At 71.9% G+C, this 16,651-nt stretch carries 9 protein-coding genes; 2 read left to right on the forward strand and 7 right to left on the reverse strand.

Going from position 1 to position 16,651, the window contains the following annotated elements; translation table 11 throughout:
• Positions 1-118: 118 nt before the first annotated feature.
• From ACH4K4_RS21440 to ACH4K4_RS21450, 3 genes are all read right to left on the reverse strand, one after another.
• Positions 119-1,666: a maltokinase gene (locus ACH4K4_RS21440; protein ID WP_398169226.1), complete on the reverse strand. Its 1,548-nt coding sequence runs from the start codon at positions 1,664-1,666 to the stop codon at positions 119-121.
• A 282-nt stretch (positions 1,667-1,948) separates the two neighbouring features.
• Entirely contained in the window at positions 1,949-3,649 is a 1,701-nt protein-coding gene (gene treS / locus ACH4K4_RS21445) for a maltose alpha-D-glucosyltransferase (RefSeq protein WP_398169227.1), read from the reverse strand.
• Positions 3,646-5,649 carry a maltotransferase domain-containing protein gene (locus ACH4K4_RS21450; RefSeq protein ID WP_398169229.1) on the reverse strand — a complete coding sequence of 668 codons (2,004 nt, stop codon included), beginning with the start codon at positions 5,647-5,649 and terminating at the stop codon, positions 3,646-3,648. The genes treS and ACH4K4_RS21450 overlap by 4 nt, the downstream gene beginning before the upstream one ends.
• Before the next feature lie 562 nt (positions 5,650-6,211).
• Between ACH4K4_RS21450 and glgP the strand changes: the two genes are divergently transcribed.
• Entirely contained in the window at positions 6,212-8,929 is a 2,718-nt protein-coding gene (gene glgP, locus ACH4K4_RS21455; RefSeq protein ID WP_398169231.1) for an alpha-glucan family phosphorylase, read from the forward strand.
• Between the two features lie 21 nt (positions 8,930-8,950).
• Here glgP and ACH4K4_RS21460 read toward each other — a convergent pair whose 3' ends face one another.
• The 4 genes from ACH4K4_RS21460 to ACH4K4_RS21475 all read right to left on the reverse strand — a co-directional run bounded on the left by ACH4K4_RS21460 (position 8,951) and on the right by ACH4K4_RS21475 (position 15,669).
• Positions 8,951-10,573, reverse strand: a complete 1,623-nt coding sequence (locus ACH4K4_RS21460; RefSeq protein WP_398169233.1) for a sensor histidine kinase — start codon at positions 10,571-10,573, stop codon at positions 8,951-8,953.
• Positions 10,574-10,644: 71 nt separating this feature from the next.
• A complete protein-coding gene (locus ACH4K4_RS21465; protein ID WP_398169234.1) occupies positions 10,645-11,334 on the reverse strand; it encodes a response regulator in 690 nt (229 codons plus the stop codon).
• A gap of 180 nt (positions 11,335-11,514) precedes the next feature.
• The gene (locus tag ACH4K4_RS21470) at positions 11,515-13,158 is read right to left on the reverse strand and encodes a M4 family metallopeptidase (protein WP_398169236.1); all 1,644 of its coding nucleotides are present in this window, start codon (positions 13,156-13,158) and stop codon (positions 11,515-11,517) included.
• Between the two features lie 243 nt (positions 13,159-13,401).
• Positions 13,402-15,669, reverse strand: coding sequence for a M4 family metallopeptidase (locus ACH4K4_RS21475; RefSeq protein ID WP_398169237.1), 2,268 nt, complete (start codon positions 15,667-15,669; stop codon positions 13,402-13,404).
• A gap of 438 nt (positions 15,670-16,107) precedes the next feature.
• Here ACH4K4_RS21475 and ACH4K4_RS21480 point away from each other — a divergent pair, with 438 nt between their 5' ends.
• Complete coding sequence (locus ACH4K4_RS21480) at positions 16,108-16,644, forward strand: DinB family protein (RefSeq protein WP_398169607.1); 537 nt, start codon at positions 16,108-16,110, stop codon at positions 16,642-16,644.
• The last annotated feature ends 7 nt before the right edge of the window (positions 16,645-16,651 follow it).

Consider the following 16,651-nt stretch of genomic DNA (forward strand, 5'->3'; position numbering starts at 1 on the left):
TTTGTGTTTTCTGGGGGGGGTGGTTTGTGGGGGGGGGGGGGGGGCCGGGCCGGCGCGGCCCCCCCCACCCCCCGATGCTGGTGCTCCGTAGAGCTGCGGGTGGCCCGCTCCCGCCGTTTCATGCGCGCCCATCGGCCACATCCGGGCCCGGGCCCGTACCGGGGCCCGTGCCGGGGACGCCGCGGGACGCCGGCGCCCCGGCGAGCCGCCGTACCGCGGCCATCGGCACCGGCAGCCAGTTCGGCCGGTGCCGGGCCTCGTAGAGCACTTCGTAGACGGCCTTGTCGGTCTCGTAGGCGCGCATCAGCTCGGGCGCCGAGCGCGGATCGAGCCCGCCGGCCTCCGCGTACCCCAGGCAGTACGCGGCCCGGGTGCGCCGCGCCCACTCCAGCGACCACGGGTCGCCGCCCGAAGGGCCGCTGCGCGCCGCGTAGTCGAACGAGCGCAGCATGGCGGCGACGTCGCGCACCGCCGGCTGCGGACGCCGCCGTTCGGCCAGCGGCCGGGACGGCTCGCCCTCGAAGTCGATCAACGACCAGCGGCCCTCGTCGGCGGACCGCAGCGTCTGGCCCAGGTGCAGGTCGCCGTGGATGCGCTGGGCGGCCCAGGCGCGGCCGTCGTGCCCGAGCGCCGCCAGTTCGTCGAAGGCGGTGCGCAGCCGGGCGCAGTACGGCCGCAGGGCGGGCACCACGCGCGCGGTGGCCACCAGACGCTCGTTCATCCGGGCGGCGATCGCGTCGAGTTGGGGGCGGCGCAGCTCGGTGGTGGGCAGCGTCTGGGCCAGCGCGGTGTGCACCTCGGCGGTGGCGTGCCCGAGCGCCCGCGCCGAGCTGGTGAAGTCGGCCTGCACGGCCAGGGCGTTGAGGGCCAGCTGCCAGCCGTCGGCGGAGCCGTTCAGGAAGGGCTGCAGGACGCCCAGCGTCACCGGCTCGCCGTCCTCCGCGTCCGGGTCGGTCTCGAACCAGGCGGCGGGCGCCGGGACCCGCCCGCACTTGGCGCGGGCCAGGGCGAGCGGCAGTTCCAGGTCGGGGTTGAGGCCGGGCGCGGTGCGCCGGAAGACCTTGAGGATGTACGCGTCGCCGTACACGACCGAGGAGTTGGACTGCTCGGCGGTGACGGGCCGGGCCGGCATCCCCGAGGAGATGGTGCTGTCGGGCACCCGGCGGAACCGCAGCCCGCCGAGCCGCCCCGGCACCCGCAGCCGCTCCAGGAGCAGCGCGCACAGCCGGGCGTCCAGTAGGGCGTCGTAGACCGTACGGCCGTGCAGGGGGCCGCCGGCGGGGCGGCCGATCACGGCGGGGGCGAGCTGCGGCGGCAGCGCGCTGTGTACGCCCAGCAGGAGTTGGTAGCAGTCGGCGGTGGCCGGTTCGGCCGGGCTCTTCGGTGGCGCCGGTTGCGGTGGGGCGCCGGGGGGTGCCGCCGACTGCTGCGCCCGTACGAGCAGGTGCAGCAGCCCCGGCGTGGCGCCACCCGCCGCGCACGGCAGCAACTCGGTCGCCGACACCAGCTGGAATCCCGTGATCGGCCGCCCTTTGCCGGCGAACCACCGCTGCCGTGGCAGCCATTCGCTCAGCAGGGGGACGAGTGAGGACATCAGCGCGGGCGCGGTGGTCGAGAGGCGGTCATGCGAGCTGCGGATGGCACGGGTCGAGGCGGTCTCCGACATGGCGTCGCGTCCTTTCCCCGGGCACACGACAGGTAGGGCAGAGTGTCCCGGAATGCGGCCTTGACTGTGCGGCGGTGCGGGACGTGTCGGGCGAGGATCGTCCGTACGGCAGCGGCGTCCGTGGGGATTACCCCTGACGCCGGGGTTTCGGCGATGGCTCACCCGGCCCGTGCGGTAGTAGGGAGACTGCCCGTGGGGGCGGACGGAAAACGCCCGTACCCGCCGGGGCGGCGGATACGGGCGGCGGTTTTCCGCCGCCCCGCACGTGCATCGGTACGGTCCCTAGACCGCCCCCCTCCGCAGCCGGAACCAATAGAAGCCGTGACCCGCCAGGGTCAGCAGATAGGGCCATTCGCCGATCGGCGGGAAACGGACGCCGCCGATCAGCTCGACCGGGTGCCGGCCGTTGAATGCCCGCAGATCCAGTTCGGTGGGCTGGGCGAAACGCGAGAAATTGTGGACGCACAGCACCAGGTCGTCCTGGTATTCGCGGAGGAAGGCCAGCACCGCGGGGTTGGACGAGGGGAGTTCGGTGTAGGTGCCGAGGCCGAATGCCGGGTTCTGCTTGCGGATCTCGATCATGCGGCGGGTCCAGTGCAGCAGCGAGGACGGCGAGGACATGGAGGCCTCGACGTTGGTCACCTGGTAGCCGTAGACCGGGTCCATGATGGTCGGCAGGAAGAGCCGGCCGGGGTCACAGGAGGAGAAGCCGGCGTTGCGGTCCGGGGTCCACTGCATGGGCGTGCGGACCGCGTCCCGGTCGCCCAGCCAGATGTTGTCGCCCATTCCGATCTCGTCGCCGTAATACAGGATCGGCGAGCCGGGCAGTGACAGCAGCAGCGCGGTGAACAGCTCGATCTGGTTGCGGTCGTTGTCCAGCAGGGTGGCCAGTCGGCGGCGGATGCCGATATTGGCGCGCATCCGCGGATCCTTGGCATATTCCGCGTACATATAGTCGCGCTCTTCGTCCGTGACCATTTCGAGCGTCAGCTCGTCGTGGTTGCGCAGGAAGATGCCCCACTGGCAGTTGGCCGGGATCTCGGGGGTCTTCGCCAGGATTTCCGAGACCGGGTAGCGCGATTCCCTGCGCACCGCCATGAAGATACGCGGCATGACCGGGAAATGGAACGCCATGTGGCATTCGTCCCCGCCCACGGAGTAGTCGCCGAAATAGTCGACCACGTCCTCCGGCCACTGGTTGGCCTCGGCCAGCAGCACCGTGTCGGGGTAATGCGCGTCGATCTCGGCCCGTACGTGCTTGAGGAAGGCGTGCGAGGCGGGCAGGTTCTCGCAGTTGGTGCCCTCCTCCGCGTACAGGTACGGGACCGCGTCCAGCCGGAACCCGTCGATCCCCAGGTCGAGCCAGAAGCGCAGGGCGGAGAGCATCTCCTCCTGGACGGCCGGGTTCTCGTAGTTCAGGTCCGGCTGGTGGGAGAAGAAGCGGTGCCAGAAGTACTGCTTGCGCACCGGGTCGAAGGTCCAGTTCGACGCCTCGGTGTCGACGAAGATGATCCGCGCGTCCTGGTACTGCTTGTCGTCGTCGGCCCAGACGTAGTAATCGCCGTACGGGCCTTCCGGGTCGGTGCGGGACTCCTGGAACCACGGGTGCTGGTCGCTGGTGTGGTTCATGACGAAGTCGATGATCACCCGCATCCCGCGCTGGTGCGCGGCGTCCACGAACTCCACGAAGTCGGCCAGGTCACCGAATTCCGGGAGGACGGCCGTGTAGTCCGAGACGTCGTAACCACCGTCCCGCAGCGGCGACTTGAAGAACGGCGGCAGCCACAGGCAGTCCACGCCCAGCCACTGGAGATAGTCCAGTTTGGCCGTGATGCCCTTGAGGTCGCCGATGCCGTCGCCGTTGCTGTCCTGGAAGGAGCGCACCAGGACCTCGTAGAAGACGGCCCGTTTGAACCAGTCGGGATCGCGGTCCTTGGCCGGCGTGTCCTCGAACTTGTCCGGGACGGGCTCGTTGACGATCAATTGGGTGACCCTCCGATCGGTGAGGACGGTCGCAGGGAGAACACGTGCGCGGGCGCGAGGGAACGGCCCGGCTCAAGGCGCACATAGTTGTCACTGCCCCAGTGGTAGGTCTCGCCGGTGAGCTCGTCGCGCACCGGGACGGAATCGTGCCAATCGAGGCCGAGTTCCGGCATGTCCAACGACACCGTCGCCTCGTGGGTGTGGTGCGGGTCGAGGTTGACGACGGTCAGGACCGTATCGGCTCCGGTCCCGTTCCCGGCCCGTTTGGAATAGGCGAGGACCGCGTCGTTGTCGACGGAGTGGAAATGGAGGTGGCGCAGCTGTTGGAGTGCCGGGTGGCGGCGTCGCAAGCGGTTCAGTGCGGTGATGAGAGGTGCGATCGTACGTCCCTGGCGGCCCGCTGTCTCCCAGTTCCGGGGCCTCAGTTGGTACTTTTCGGAGTCGAGGTACTCTTCGCTGCCACTTCGTACCGGCGTCGACTCGCACAGCTCGAATCCGGCGTAGACACCCCACGTCGGGGAGAGGGTGGCGGCCAGTACGGCGCGTACCTCGAACGCGTGCCGGCCGCCGTGCTGCAGATAGGCGTGCAGGATGTCCGGCGTATTGACGAAGAAATTCGGCCGCATGTACGGGGCCGATTCGCGCGACAGCTCGGTGAGGTACTCGGTGAGTTCGCGCTTGGAGTTGCGCCAGGTGAAGTAGGTGTAGGACTGCTGGAACCCGATCTGTGCCAGCGTGCGCATCATGGCCGGCCGGGTGAACGCCTCGGCCAGGAAGATGACGTCCGGGTCCGTGCGGTTGACGTCCGCGATGACCTTTTCCCAGAAGAGCACCGGCTTGGTGTGCGGGTTGTCGACCCGGAAGATCCGCACGCCCCGGTCCATCCAGAAGCGCAGCAGCCGCTCCGTCTCCCGCACCAGGCCGCCCAGGTCGGCGTCGAACGCGAGGGGATAGATGTCCTGGTACTTCTTCGGCGGGTTCTCGGCGTAGGCGATGGATCCGTCGGCGCGGTGGTGGAACCACTCGGGGTGCTCGGCGACCCAGGGGTGGTCCGGCGAGCACTGGAGGGCGAAGTCCAGTGCCACCTCCATGCGCAGGTCGCGTGCCGTGCGGACGAAGTGCTCGAAGTCCTCGAAGGCGCCGAGATCCGGGTGCAGCGCGTCGTGGCCGCCCTCGGGGGAGCCGATGGCCCAGGGGCTGCCCACGTCGTGCGGCCCGGCGGAGAGCGCGTTGTTGGGGCCCTTGCGGTAGGAGGTGCCGATGGGGTGCACGGGCGGGAGGTAGACGACGTCGAAGCCCATGGCCGCGACCGCCGGCAGCCGCTCGGCCGCCGTGCGGAACGTTCCGCTGACCGGCGCTCTGCCCTTGCGCACCACCGCGCCCTCCGAGCGCGGGAACAGTTCGTACCACGATCCGTACAGGGCGCGGCGGCGCTCCACCAGCAGCGGTGCCGTACACGAGGCGGTGACCAGCTCGCGCAGCGGGTGGCGGGCGAGCGCGCCGGTGACCTCGGGAGCGAGCGCGGCGGCGAGCCGGGTGGCGGCGGGCAGCCGTCTGTCGCGCAGGGTGTCGGCGGCGGCCAGCACCGCTTCCCTGCCGTCCCGCTTGGGAACCCCGTCCGCCGCCCGTTCGTGCAGCGCGGCGCCCTCGGCGAGGACCAGTTCGGTGTCGATGCCGGCCGGGATCTTGATGCCGGCGTGGTGGCGCCAGGTGCCGACCGGGTCGGACCAGCCTTCGACGCAGTACGTCCACCGGCCCTCGACGTCCGGGGTGACCTCGGCGCCCCAGCGGTCCGTGCCGGGCGCCAGCTCGCGCATGGGCGTCCAGGGACCCGGGCGGCCCAAGGGGTCGCGCAGCACGACGTTGGCGGCGACCGCGTCGTGGCCCTCCCGGAAGACGGTGGCCGAGATCTCGAAGGTCTCGCCGACCACCGCTTTCGCCGGGCGCCGGCCGCAGTCGATCAGCGGGTGGAGGTCCAGCACGGGGATGCGGCCGATCATGGGGTCACCTGGAGGTTGTGAAGTGCTACCGGATGCTGTCCTTTCTATCGTTTTTGTGACGGATGGGCGGGCTGCGGGCATGGGCACTCCTGTCCGCTTTCACTCGGTTGGCGGATGGGGGCGGTGCGGGAAGCCGTGGGGCGCGGTGCGCAAGAGCGCCACCGCACAAGCCTTCCCGTGGCGCGCGGGCGGGCAATCGGGCCGTCCGCGCACTACCGGCACGTAACCGCGGATCGGTATATGACCGGGGCGCGGGCCACGGCAGCCGCTTGAGGGTCCGTTTCGCAGTGTCCCCCGGGTTCCACGTCGACGCGCTGCCCACACCCGGTGCGAACAGGCCGAGTTCGGGGCCCCGTTGCGGCCGTTCCCCAACAGGGGTGCCGATCTCCTCCTCGTGCGGAGTGACGCGCTCCGGGTGGCTGGAACGCGCCTGCGGGGGCGCGGCTCGGCCGAACGGGTGACGGCCCAAGGCCGTTGCCGTCCGCGGCAGTTGGCGGCCGGATCGGGACGGATTCCGGGGTACGGGGCGAATCGGGCGGCCCTCCGCCGCTACCGTCGTAGCGTGAAGGCCATTCGTCGGTTCACCGTGCGCCCCGTCCTCCCGGAGCCCCTGCGACCGCTCAGCGACCTGGCGCGCAATCTGCGCTGGTCCTGGCACCCCGAGACCCGCGAGCTGTTCCACGCCATAGCCCCCGCCGGGCGGCGCCGGGCGGGGCTGGACCCCGTACGGCTGCTGGGCACCGTCTCCGCCGAGCGGCTGGCGGCACTGGCCGGGGACCGCAGATTCCTGCGCCGGCTGGGCGCCGCCGCCGACGACCTGCAGGACTACCTGAGCGGGCAGCGCTGGTACCAGAGCGCCCAGGAGACCGGCAGGGACGGCAGGCTGCCCGAGGCCGTCGCGTACTTCTCGCCCGAGTTCGGCATCACCGCCGCGCTGCCCCAGTACTCGGGCGGCCTCGGCATCCTGGCCGGCGACCACCTCAAGGCGGCCAGCGACCTCGGCGTACCGCTGATCGGGGTCGGCCTGCTCTACCGGCACGGCTACTTCCGCCAGACGCTCTCCCGCGAGGGCTGGCAGCAAGAGCACTACCCGGTCCTGGACCCCAACGAGCTGCCCTTGGAACTGCTGCGGGAGGCGGACGGGGCGCCGGCCCAGGTCGCGATCGCGCTGCCCGGGGGACGGCTGCTGCGTTCGTCCGTCTGGGTGGCCCGGGTCGGGCGCGTACCCCTGCTGCTCCTGGACTCCGACGTGGAGGAGAACGGACCGGGCGAGCGGGACGTCACCGACCGGCTCTACGGAGGGGGCAGCGAGCACCGGCTGCTCCAGGAGATGCTGCTGGGTATCGGCGGGGTGCGCGCGGTACGGACGTACTGCCGGCTGACCGGCCACGCCGCGCCCGAGGTGTTCCACACGAACGAGGGACACGCGGGCTTCCTCGGCCTGGAACGCATCCGGGAGCTGGCGGACGCCGGACGCGAAGGCGGCCCCGGCGAGGCCGGGGGCCCCGTCGGGCTCGACTTCGACGGCGCGCTGGAGACCGTGCGCGCCGGAACCGTCTTCACCACCCACACGCCCGTCCCCGCGGGCATCGACCGCTTCGACCGCGAACTGGTCGCCCGGCACTTCGGCGACGCGGGGGAGCTGCCCGGCATCGACGTCGAGCGCGTCCTCGCCCTCGGCCTGGAGACCTACCCCGGCGGCGAGCCGAACTGCTTCAACATGGCCGTGATGGGCCTGCGGCTCGCCCAGCGCGCCAACGGGGTCTCCACCCTGCACGGCCGGGTCAGCCGGGAGATGTTCGCCGGGCTGTGGCCGGGCTTCGACCCGGAGGACGTGCCGATCACCTCAGTGACCAACGGGGTGCACGCGCCCACCTGGGTGGCGCCCGAGGTCTTCCGGCTGGGCGCGCGCCAGATCGGCGCCGGGCGCACCGAGGACGCGCTGTCCGTCGGCGACTCGCGGCGCTGGTCGGCGGTGGCCGACATCCCCGACGCGGACGTCTGGGACCTGCGGCGGGTGCTGCGCGAACAGCTCGTCGAGGAGGTGCGGCGCCGGCTGCACGTCTCCTGGCGGCAGCGCGGCGCGGGCGCCGCCGAGCTGGGCTGGATCGACGGCGTACTGGACCCGGACGTGCTGACCATCGGGTTCGCGCGCCGGGTGCCGTCCTACAAGCGGCTCACCCTGATGCTGCGGGACCGCGACCGCCTGATGGACCTGCTGCTGCACCGCGAGCGCCCGATCCAGATCGTGGTGGCGGGCAAGGCCCATCCGGCCGACGACGGCGGCAAGCGCCTCGTCCAGGAACTGGTCCGCTTCGCCGACGACCCGCGGGTGCGGCAGCGGCTGGTCTTCCTGCCCGACTACGGCATGGCGATGGCGCAGAAGCTCTACCCGGGCTGCGACGTTTGGCTCAACAACCCGCTGCGGCCGCTGGAGGCCTGCGGCACCTCCGGCATGAAGGCGGCGCTCAACGGGTGCCTGAACCTCTCCGTCCTCGACGGCTGGTGGGACGAGTGGTACGAGCCGGACTTCGGCTGGTCCATCCCGACCGCCGACGGCCACGCCACCGACGAGAACCGGCGCGACGAACTGGAGGCCAACGCCCTCTACGAGCTGCTGGAACAGCGGGTCGCGCCGCGCTTCTACGACCGGGACGCGTCCGGTATCCCGCAGCGCTGGGTCGAGATGGTCCGGCAGACGCTGGTCAACCTGGGGCCGAAGGTGCTGGCGGGGCGGATGGTGCGCGAGTACGTGGAGCGGCTGTACGCGCCCGCCGCCCGCGCCCAGCGCGCCCTGACCCCGCAGGCCGCGACCGAACTGGCCCAGTGGAAGGCGCGGGTCAGGGCCGCGTGGCCGCGCGTCGCGGTGGACCACGTGGAGACCGGGGCCGTGGCGGTGGACCGCACCGGACCCGTCGGCGCGCCCGGCACCCCGCCCAACGGCAGCGCCGAACTGGGCGCGACCCTGGCGCTGCGGGTACGCGTCGCGCTCGGCGACCTCGCGCCGGACGACGTGGAAGTGCAGGTCGTCTCGGGCCGGGTGGACGAGGCGGACCGCATCACGGACGCGACGACCGTGCCGCTCAAGCCGAGCGGCGGACCCGACCTGGAAGGACGCTGGCTCTACGAGGGGCCGCTCGCCCTGGACCGCACCGGCTCCTTCGGTTACACGGTGCGCGTCCTGCCGGCCCACCGGCTGCTGGCCTCCCCGGCCGAGATGGGGCTGCTGGCGGTGCCTTCGGAGACGACGGGCGAGGAGGCGGGGGTGTTGCTGCGCTGACCCGCCGGAACCCGCCGGCCCTCAGTCCTGGGCGGGACGGTCCCGGCGGTGCAGGACGGCCTTGTGCGCCAGGCGGCCGCCGGCGAAGCACAGCCGGTAGGCGTCCGCGTCGGAGTAGGCGCGCACGGTGTAGTGCGCGCATGTCGTGCCGCGGGGCGGTGCCGGGGAACCGTCCGGCGGCACGTCCAGGGAGAAGAACGGCAGTTGCGACTCCACCGACTCCTGGCTGTCGCCGACCCGCAGCCGGTCGTACCGCTCGCGGTCCAGCACCGACCAGGACGGGCTGATCAGCGCGAACACCCCCATGAGCAGGAGCAGCGCCGTGAACACCGCCACCGGCACGGCCACCGTCTGCACCAGCCGCCGCCGCACCTGGAGCCGGGCGGACGCCAGCTCCCGCCGGGACAGGCTCCACCGCGCGCCGTCGCCGGGACCGCGCACCGGCGCCCCGTCGGCCGTCGGCAGCCGCGCCGCCACCTCGAAACCGCCGTCGGACGTGGGAGCGGCCCGCAGCTCACCGCCCGCGAGCCGGACCCGTTCGTCCAGCCCCACCAGCCCGTTGCCGCCCGAGACCGGGGCCGGCGCGGCGCCGGGGCACGCCCCCGCGGCCGGCGGCGGGCCGTTGGCCACCGTGACGTCCACGTGCCGGTCGCCGCCGGCGATCCGTATCTCCACCGGCGCGCCCGGCGCGTGCTTGGTGGCGTTGGTGAGCCCTTCCTGCACCACGCGGTACACGGCCCGGCCGCCCATCGCCGGCATGGCGTCCTCGGCCGGCGCGCCCGGCCCGCGCCGCAACGACACGTCGACGCCGGACGAGCGGGCGCGTTCCACCAGGGCGTCGACGCTGTCGTCGGCGGGCAGCCGGGAGGGCGCGGTCTCGTCGCCGGTGCGCAGCACGCCGATGATGTCCCGCATGCGCTCGGCGGCCGCGCCGGCCGCCACCCGCAGCTCGCCGGCCGCCTCCCGCTGGTCCGGCGCCAGCCGCGGATCGAGCTCAAGGGCCCCGGCCCGCAGGGTGAGCAGCGCCAGCTCGTGCCCGAGCGAATCGTGCATGTCTCCTGCGATACGGGCCCGTTCGCGCAGCCGGGTGCGGTCGGCGACCGCCTGCTGCTCCTGCTCCATGCGCTCGGCGAGCTGCCAGCCCGTACGGACCAGTGCCGCGTACTGGCGCCGGTAGCGGCCGAGCAGCCACGGCAGCACGACGTTGAAGAGCAGGGTGAGCACCGCGGAGAACCACGGCCACAGGTTGCGGGTGACCAGGACGCACAGCGGCAGGCTGACGGCCGCGACGCCGGTGAAGAACCACAGCGAGGCGCGGGCCCGTCCGACGCGCACCCCGGCCAGGTACGCCAGGACGCCCATCGCGGCGGCGTACTCGAACGTGAACAGGTCCCGGGACGCCGCCAGCCCCAGCCCGACGGGCACGGCGAGCGCCGCCAGCGGCCACTTCCCGCGCACCGCCACCGCCGCGCCCAGCAGCGGGACGCCGAGGACCGCCGTCCACAGCCGGACCGGGGGGACGTCGTGGAAAGCGGCGGTGAGCGGTGCGCACAGCACCAGCCAGAGGCAGACGTCCAGCAGGCGGGCGGCCCACCGGGGGCGTTCGGCCGCGGGCGGCGCGAACCGCGTGAGGCGAGTGAGCATGCCGCCAGCTTCGCCGACCGGGGCCCGCCGGCGCCTTGGACCAAAGTAAGCGAGCTGCCGCCGGGCCCGGCTCACTCGTCGCCGACGAGCCCGGCCTCGTACGCGAGGATCGCCGCCTGCACCCGGTTCTTCAGGCCCAGCCTGGCCAGGATCGCGCTCACGTACGCCTTGACCGTGCCCTCCACGACGTGCAGCCGCTGGGCGATCTCCGCGTTCGACAGCCCGGCGCCCACCAGCGCGAGGACCTCCCGCTCGCGCCCGGTCAGCTCCTCCGCCCGGGCCCGCGCCGCGGCCGCCTTGCCCAGCGCCTTGCCGCCGAACTGGCTGATCACGCGCCGGGCCACGGACGGCGAGAGGTACGCGCCGCCCTCGGCGGCCGCCTGCACCCCGGCGATCAGCTCGCGCGGGTCGCCGGTCTTGAGCAGGAAGCCGCTCGCGCCGGAACCGAGGGCCCCGGCCACGTACTCGTCCTCGGAGAAGGTCGTGAGCATCACCACGGCGGTCCCCGGCAGCACCTGCCGCAGTTCGGCCACCGCGCCCAGCCCGTCCAGCCGCGGCATGCGGATGTCCAGCAGGCAGACGTCGGGCCGGTGCCGCAGCGCCAGCTCCACCGCCTCCCGGCCGTCCGCGGCCTCCGCGACCACCTCGATGCCGGGCACCGCGCCGAGGATGGCGCGCACCCCGGCGCGGATCATGGCCTCGTCGTCCGCCAGCAGCACCCGGACGGGCCCGCCGGTGCGCTCGCCCCCGTGATCGGTCATGCGGTCACCCTAGTCAACTCCCTGCCGCCGTCCGCTGCCGGGCAGGTGGAAGGGCGGTGTCCGGAGGGAGGTTGGGAGCCTCCGGACACCGCCCGGTACGGGTTCGTGCGGCCCTGGACGACGGTCAGCCGGCGGTCAGTCGTGGCCGGCTCGCGAACGGCAGGGGCCGCCCCCACGGGGTCACTTGACCGCGACGCCCGTCCACGCCGCCTCGACGCCCTTGACCTCGGCGCTGTCCGCGCCGTACAGGTCGGTGGCCGCCTTGACGGTCGCCTCGCGGGCGGCCTTGTAGTCGGTGTTGGAGGTCATGTACGTGGTCAGGGCCTTGAACCAGATCTTCTCGGCCTTGTCCCTGCCGATGCCCTCGACCTTCTTGCCGTCCGCGGTCGGGCTGTCGTACTTGACGCCACCGATCTCCTTGGCGCCGCTGCCCTCGGACAGCAGGTAGAAGAAGTGGTTGGCGATGCCCGAGGAGTAGTGGACGTCGACGTTGCCGGCTTCCGGGGTCCAGCTGTCCAGGGACTGGCCGTCCTTGGAGGGCTTGTCCATGTAGCGCAGCGGCTTGCCGTCACCGGCGATGTCGATCTTCTCGCCGATCAGGTAGTCGCCGGCGTCCTCCTTGTTCTTGGCGAAGAACTCCACGGAGGTGCCGAAGATGTCGGAGGTGGCCTCGTTCAGGCCGCCGGACTCGCCGCTGTAGGTGAGGTTGGCGGTGGCCGAGGTGACACCGTGGGACATCTCGTGGGCCGCGACGTCGATCGAGGTCAGGGGCTTCTTGTTGCCCTCGCCGTCGCCGTACGTCATGCAGAAGCAGCTGTCGTCCCAGAACGCGTTGGAGTAGTTCTGGCCGTAGTGGACGCGGGAGGTCGCGCCCTTGCCGTCACCCTTGATGCCGGCCCTGCCGTGCACGGTCTTGTAGTAGTCCCAGGTCAACTGGGCGCCGTAGGCGGCGTCGACGGCGGCGGTCTGCGGGTCGTCGGCCTTGCCGTTGCCCCACTTGTCGTCCTTGTTGGTGAACAGCTTGCCCTCGCCGCTCTCGCTGCCGCTCAGGTTGAACGTCGAGTGGCCGCCGCGCGAGTCGTCGGTCAGCTCGTAGCCGCTGCCGCCCTTCTTCGTGCCGATCTCGACGGAACCGCTGTAGGCGCTGGTGCCGGTGCCGTTCTCGATGCCCTGGTACTGGAAGAGCTTCTTGCCGGTGTCGGCGTCGGTGATGACGTGCAGCTCGTTGGGCGTGCCGTCCTTCTGGAAGCCGCCGACCACGGTGTCGTACGCGAGGACGGGCTTGCCGGAGGCGGCCCAGACGACCTTCTTGGGCGTCACGGCGGCGGCCTGCTTGGCGCCGAAGGACTTCGCGGTGCCCTGGGCGGCCTGTGCGGCGGCCTTCGGGGCGATCTTCGGGGTGGTCGAGGCGACGGCTATCTTCGCGCCGTTGGCCTTGGTGGTGCTCTTGACCGCACCGCCCTTGGCGCGGTGCACGATCAGGTCGCCGCCGAGGACGGGCAGCCCGGCGAAGGTGCGGTCGTAGCGGGTGTGGGTGGTGCCGTCGGCGTCCTTGACGACGTCCTTGACGACGAGCTTCTCCTGGGCGCCCAGGCCCAGTTCCTTCGCGGCCTGCGCCTTGGCGGCGCCCGCGTCGCGCAGCAGTTCCGCGCGGTGCGAGGCGGTGAGCTGGATCGGCGAGGCCGCCGCGGCCTTGGCGGTGGTGTCGGGGCCTGTGGGGGAGGCGCCCGCCGTGCCGGCCGTGACGGCCGCGGCTATCAGCGCGCCGGCTGCCGCCAGCGAGAGACCGGTGGTACGCGCCTTACGGGAAATGTGGGGGGACACGCGTGTGCTCCTTCGACTTTGCCAGGGTGGGGGTGCAAAGCGATGCGGGTGTTGCTTGCCGGGGAGACTGCCATTCGAACGCGTGCATGTCAGGAGGGCGCCGGGAAGTTGGCGTGAAATCGTCCGTAGAGCGAACATCACTGTTCGTATGCCGGTGTTGCACGCAAAGAAACGGGCGTCGCCCCTGGTGAGGAGCGACGCCCGGTGGTGTGCCGAAGCGCGGTGGTCAGGCCGTGCGCCGGATCAGAAGGTCAGCTTCCAGCTGTTGATGTAGCCGGAGTCCTGCTGGTAGACGTCCCGCACCCGCAGGTTCCAGGTGCCCTCGGCCGCCTCGGAGGAGGCGTTGACGGTGTACGTCGCCTGCACGTTCTCCGCCGAGTCGAGCGCGTTGGAGTTCTTCAGCCGGTACGCGGTGCCGTCCGGGGCCACCAGGTCGATCACCAGGTCGCCGCGGTAGGTGTGGACGATGTCCACGTCCACCTTCAGGGCGCTCGGCGCGTTGCCCGCGCGGGTCACCTTTACCGGCGAGTTGACCGCGCTGCCCGCGTCCGGGATCTGCACGTCGTCGGTGTTCTCGAACACGTCGCCGCCGCTTGCCGGGTTGACGGTCCACGTGAAGTTGGCCGTGCCGGTCTTGTTGGCGGAGTCGGTGACGGTGACCGTCACGTTGCTCGTGCCGGCGGTGGTCGGCGTACCCGAGATCAGGCCGGTGTCCTGGTTGATGCCCAGCCCGGCCGGCAGCCCGGTGGCCGCGTACTTCAGCGCGCCCGCGTTGCTGCTGGTGGCCTTGATCTGCAGGCTCGCGGGCTGGCCGGCGGTGCTGGTCTGGTTGCCCGGGTTGGTGACGCTGACGCCCGTGTCCGGGACGCGCTGGCCGACGTTGACCGCCGCCCAGGTGTTGGCGACCGTGTTGTACGTGGCGCTGCCCTGGCCGAACAGCTCGGCGGCGGCGGACAGCGTCGCGGTGCGGGCCGCGGCGTAGTTGGTGTTCGCGCTCATGTACTTGGTCAGCGCGGAGAACCAGATCTTCTCGGCGTTGGACCGGCCGATGCCGGGCACCGGCAGGTTGTCGTAGGTCGGGCTGTCGTAGTGGACGCCGTTGATGTCCTTGGGCCCGCTGCCCTCGGCCAGCAGGTAGAAGAAGTGGTTGGCGACGCCGGAGGAGTAGTGGACGTCGATACCGCCGATGCCGGAGTACCAGTAGTCCTTGGAACGGCCGTCCCGGCTGGGCTTGTCCATGTAGCGCAGCGGCGTGCCGTTGCCGTTGATGTTGATTTCCTCGCCGATGAGGTAGTCACCGATGTCGTTGGGGTTGTTGGCGTTGAACTCGACGGCCGTGGCGAAGATGTCCGAGGTGCCCTCATTCAGACCGCCGGGCTCGCCGCTGTAGGTGAGGTTGGCGGTGGCCGAGGTGACGCCGTGGGTCATCTCGTGGGCCGCGACGTCGATGGAGGTCAGCGGCTTGACGTTGCCGCTGCCGTCGCCGTACGTCATGCAGAAGCAACTGTCCTGCCAGAAGGCGTTGACGTAGTTGTTGCCGTAGTGGACCCGGCTGTACGCGCCGACGCCGTCGCCCCTGATGCCGCTGCGGCCGTGCACGTTCTTGTAATAGTCCCAGGTCAGCGCCGCGCCGTAGTGCGCGTCCACGCCCGCGGTCTGGGTGTTCTGCGGAGTGCCGTCGCCCCACACGTCGTCCGGGTCGGAGAACAGCGTCCCGGTGCCGGAGGTGCCGCGGTTGAGGTTGTAGGTCTTGTGGCTGCCGCGGGTGGTGTCGGTCAGCGTGTACGAGGGGGCGGTGCCCAGGGGGACCTGGCCGCTGTACATGCTGTTGCCGGTGCCTTCCTGGACACCCTGGTACTCGTGGAGCTTCTCGCCGGTCGTGGCGTTCGTGATCACGTGCAGCTCGTTGGGCGTGGTGCCGTCCTCCTGGACGCCGCCGACGACCGTCTCGTACGCCAGGATCGGCTTGCCGTCGGCGACCCAGATCACCTTGCGCGGCTCCCGGGCGTCCGACTTCTTCGCACCCTGCGCCCGCGACGCCTTCAGGGCCTTGTCCTCGGCCGCCGCGGGGGCCAGCTTCGGCGTGGTGGTCGGCACGTCGATCTGCGACCGCACCGCCTTCGTGACGCCGCGGACCTTCCCGTTGGCCGCCTCGTGGACGACCAGGCCGCCGCCGAGCACCGGCAGCCCCGCGTAGGTCCGCTCGTAGCGGGTGTGCGTGCTGCCGTTGACGTCCTTGAGGGCGTCCTTGACGACCAGCTTTTCCTTGGGGCCGAGCTTCAGCTGCTTTGCCGTCTCGGCGGTCGTGGCCCTGGCCTCCCGCAGCAGCTCCGCACGCTGCGCGGGCGTCAGCTTGGCGGGCAGAGCGCCCGGGCCGGGTTGCGCGTTGACCTGGCCGGGCCGCGGAGCGGCGGCCGTGCCGGCGCCTGCCTGCACGGTCACGGTCAGCATCGCGGCCATGGCGACCACGGCGCCGGTCGCGACGGCGCGCCTATGGGGGGTGCGTCTCACACTGACTCCTTCTGCGGTGGCCGCGACCGGAGGGTGGGCGGCCGAGGGGGACCGGGCGGCGGAGTGACCGTCCGGGCAGAGCGAGGCAGAACACGTGGAACGTGTGGGGGGAGGCACCAGGTGCGGGTGGTCCGGGCCTTCGAGCGTCGAGCGGGCCGTGGGCGCGGAGTGGTGCGGTGTGGGGCTCCGCGTAACGGATGCGGGGAAGAGTGCCACCTGAGGACCGCGATTGTCAGTGGCCGGTCAATAGTTGGCCGGAAAACGTCCGTAGAGCGGGGGGCCGGGTCCGTATACAGGACGTGACGGTACGTCCAACCCCACCGGCCCCACGCGGCCGCGCGGGCACCACCGTGGAGCGGTCCCCGCCCGGGAAGAGGCGATCGTCAGCGGGAAGACGCAGACCACCGCCCTCCCCGCCGGTGGCGCGCCTTCCGGCGCATACACGTTCGAGGAGCCGGCCGCCGCCAGGGCCGGCCGCGAACCCCCTTCTTCGGCCACCCGGCGCCCCGCCGTACGGGCCCGCGGGGCGGGAAAACGGATGCGGCGGCGACCCTCGCGATGAAGTGCGACGGCCTGTCCGACGAGGAACTGCGCAGCCGGTCGATGCCGCCGTCCACACTGAGCCTGCTCGGCCTCGTACGGCACATGGCGGAGGTGGAACGCACCTGGTTCCGGCGGGTGATCAACCAGGAGGACGTCCCCCTGGTGTGGTCACCGGACGGCGACTACCAGGCGGCGTACGAGCCCGGCACGGCCACCCGGGAGGAGGCGTTCACCGCCTGGCGCACCGAGGTCGAACACGCCCGCCGCATCGAGCGCGCCGCCCCCTCGCTGGACGTCACCGCCCACCAGCCCCGCTGGGGCGCCGACGTGTCCCTGCGCGTCGTGCTGCTCCACGTCATCCTCGAATACGCCCGCCACAACGGCCACGCCGACTTCCTGCGCGAGGGCGTCGACGGGGTGGTCGGCCCCTGAACGGGCG

It is taken from the genome of Streptomyces sp. NPDC017529 (assembly GCF_044329785.1).
Taxonomy (GTDB): Bacteria; Actinomycetota; Actinomycetes; order Streptomycetales; family Streptomycetaceae; genus Streptomyces.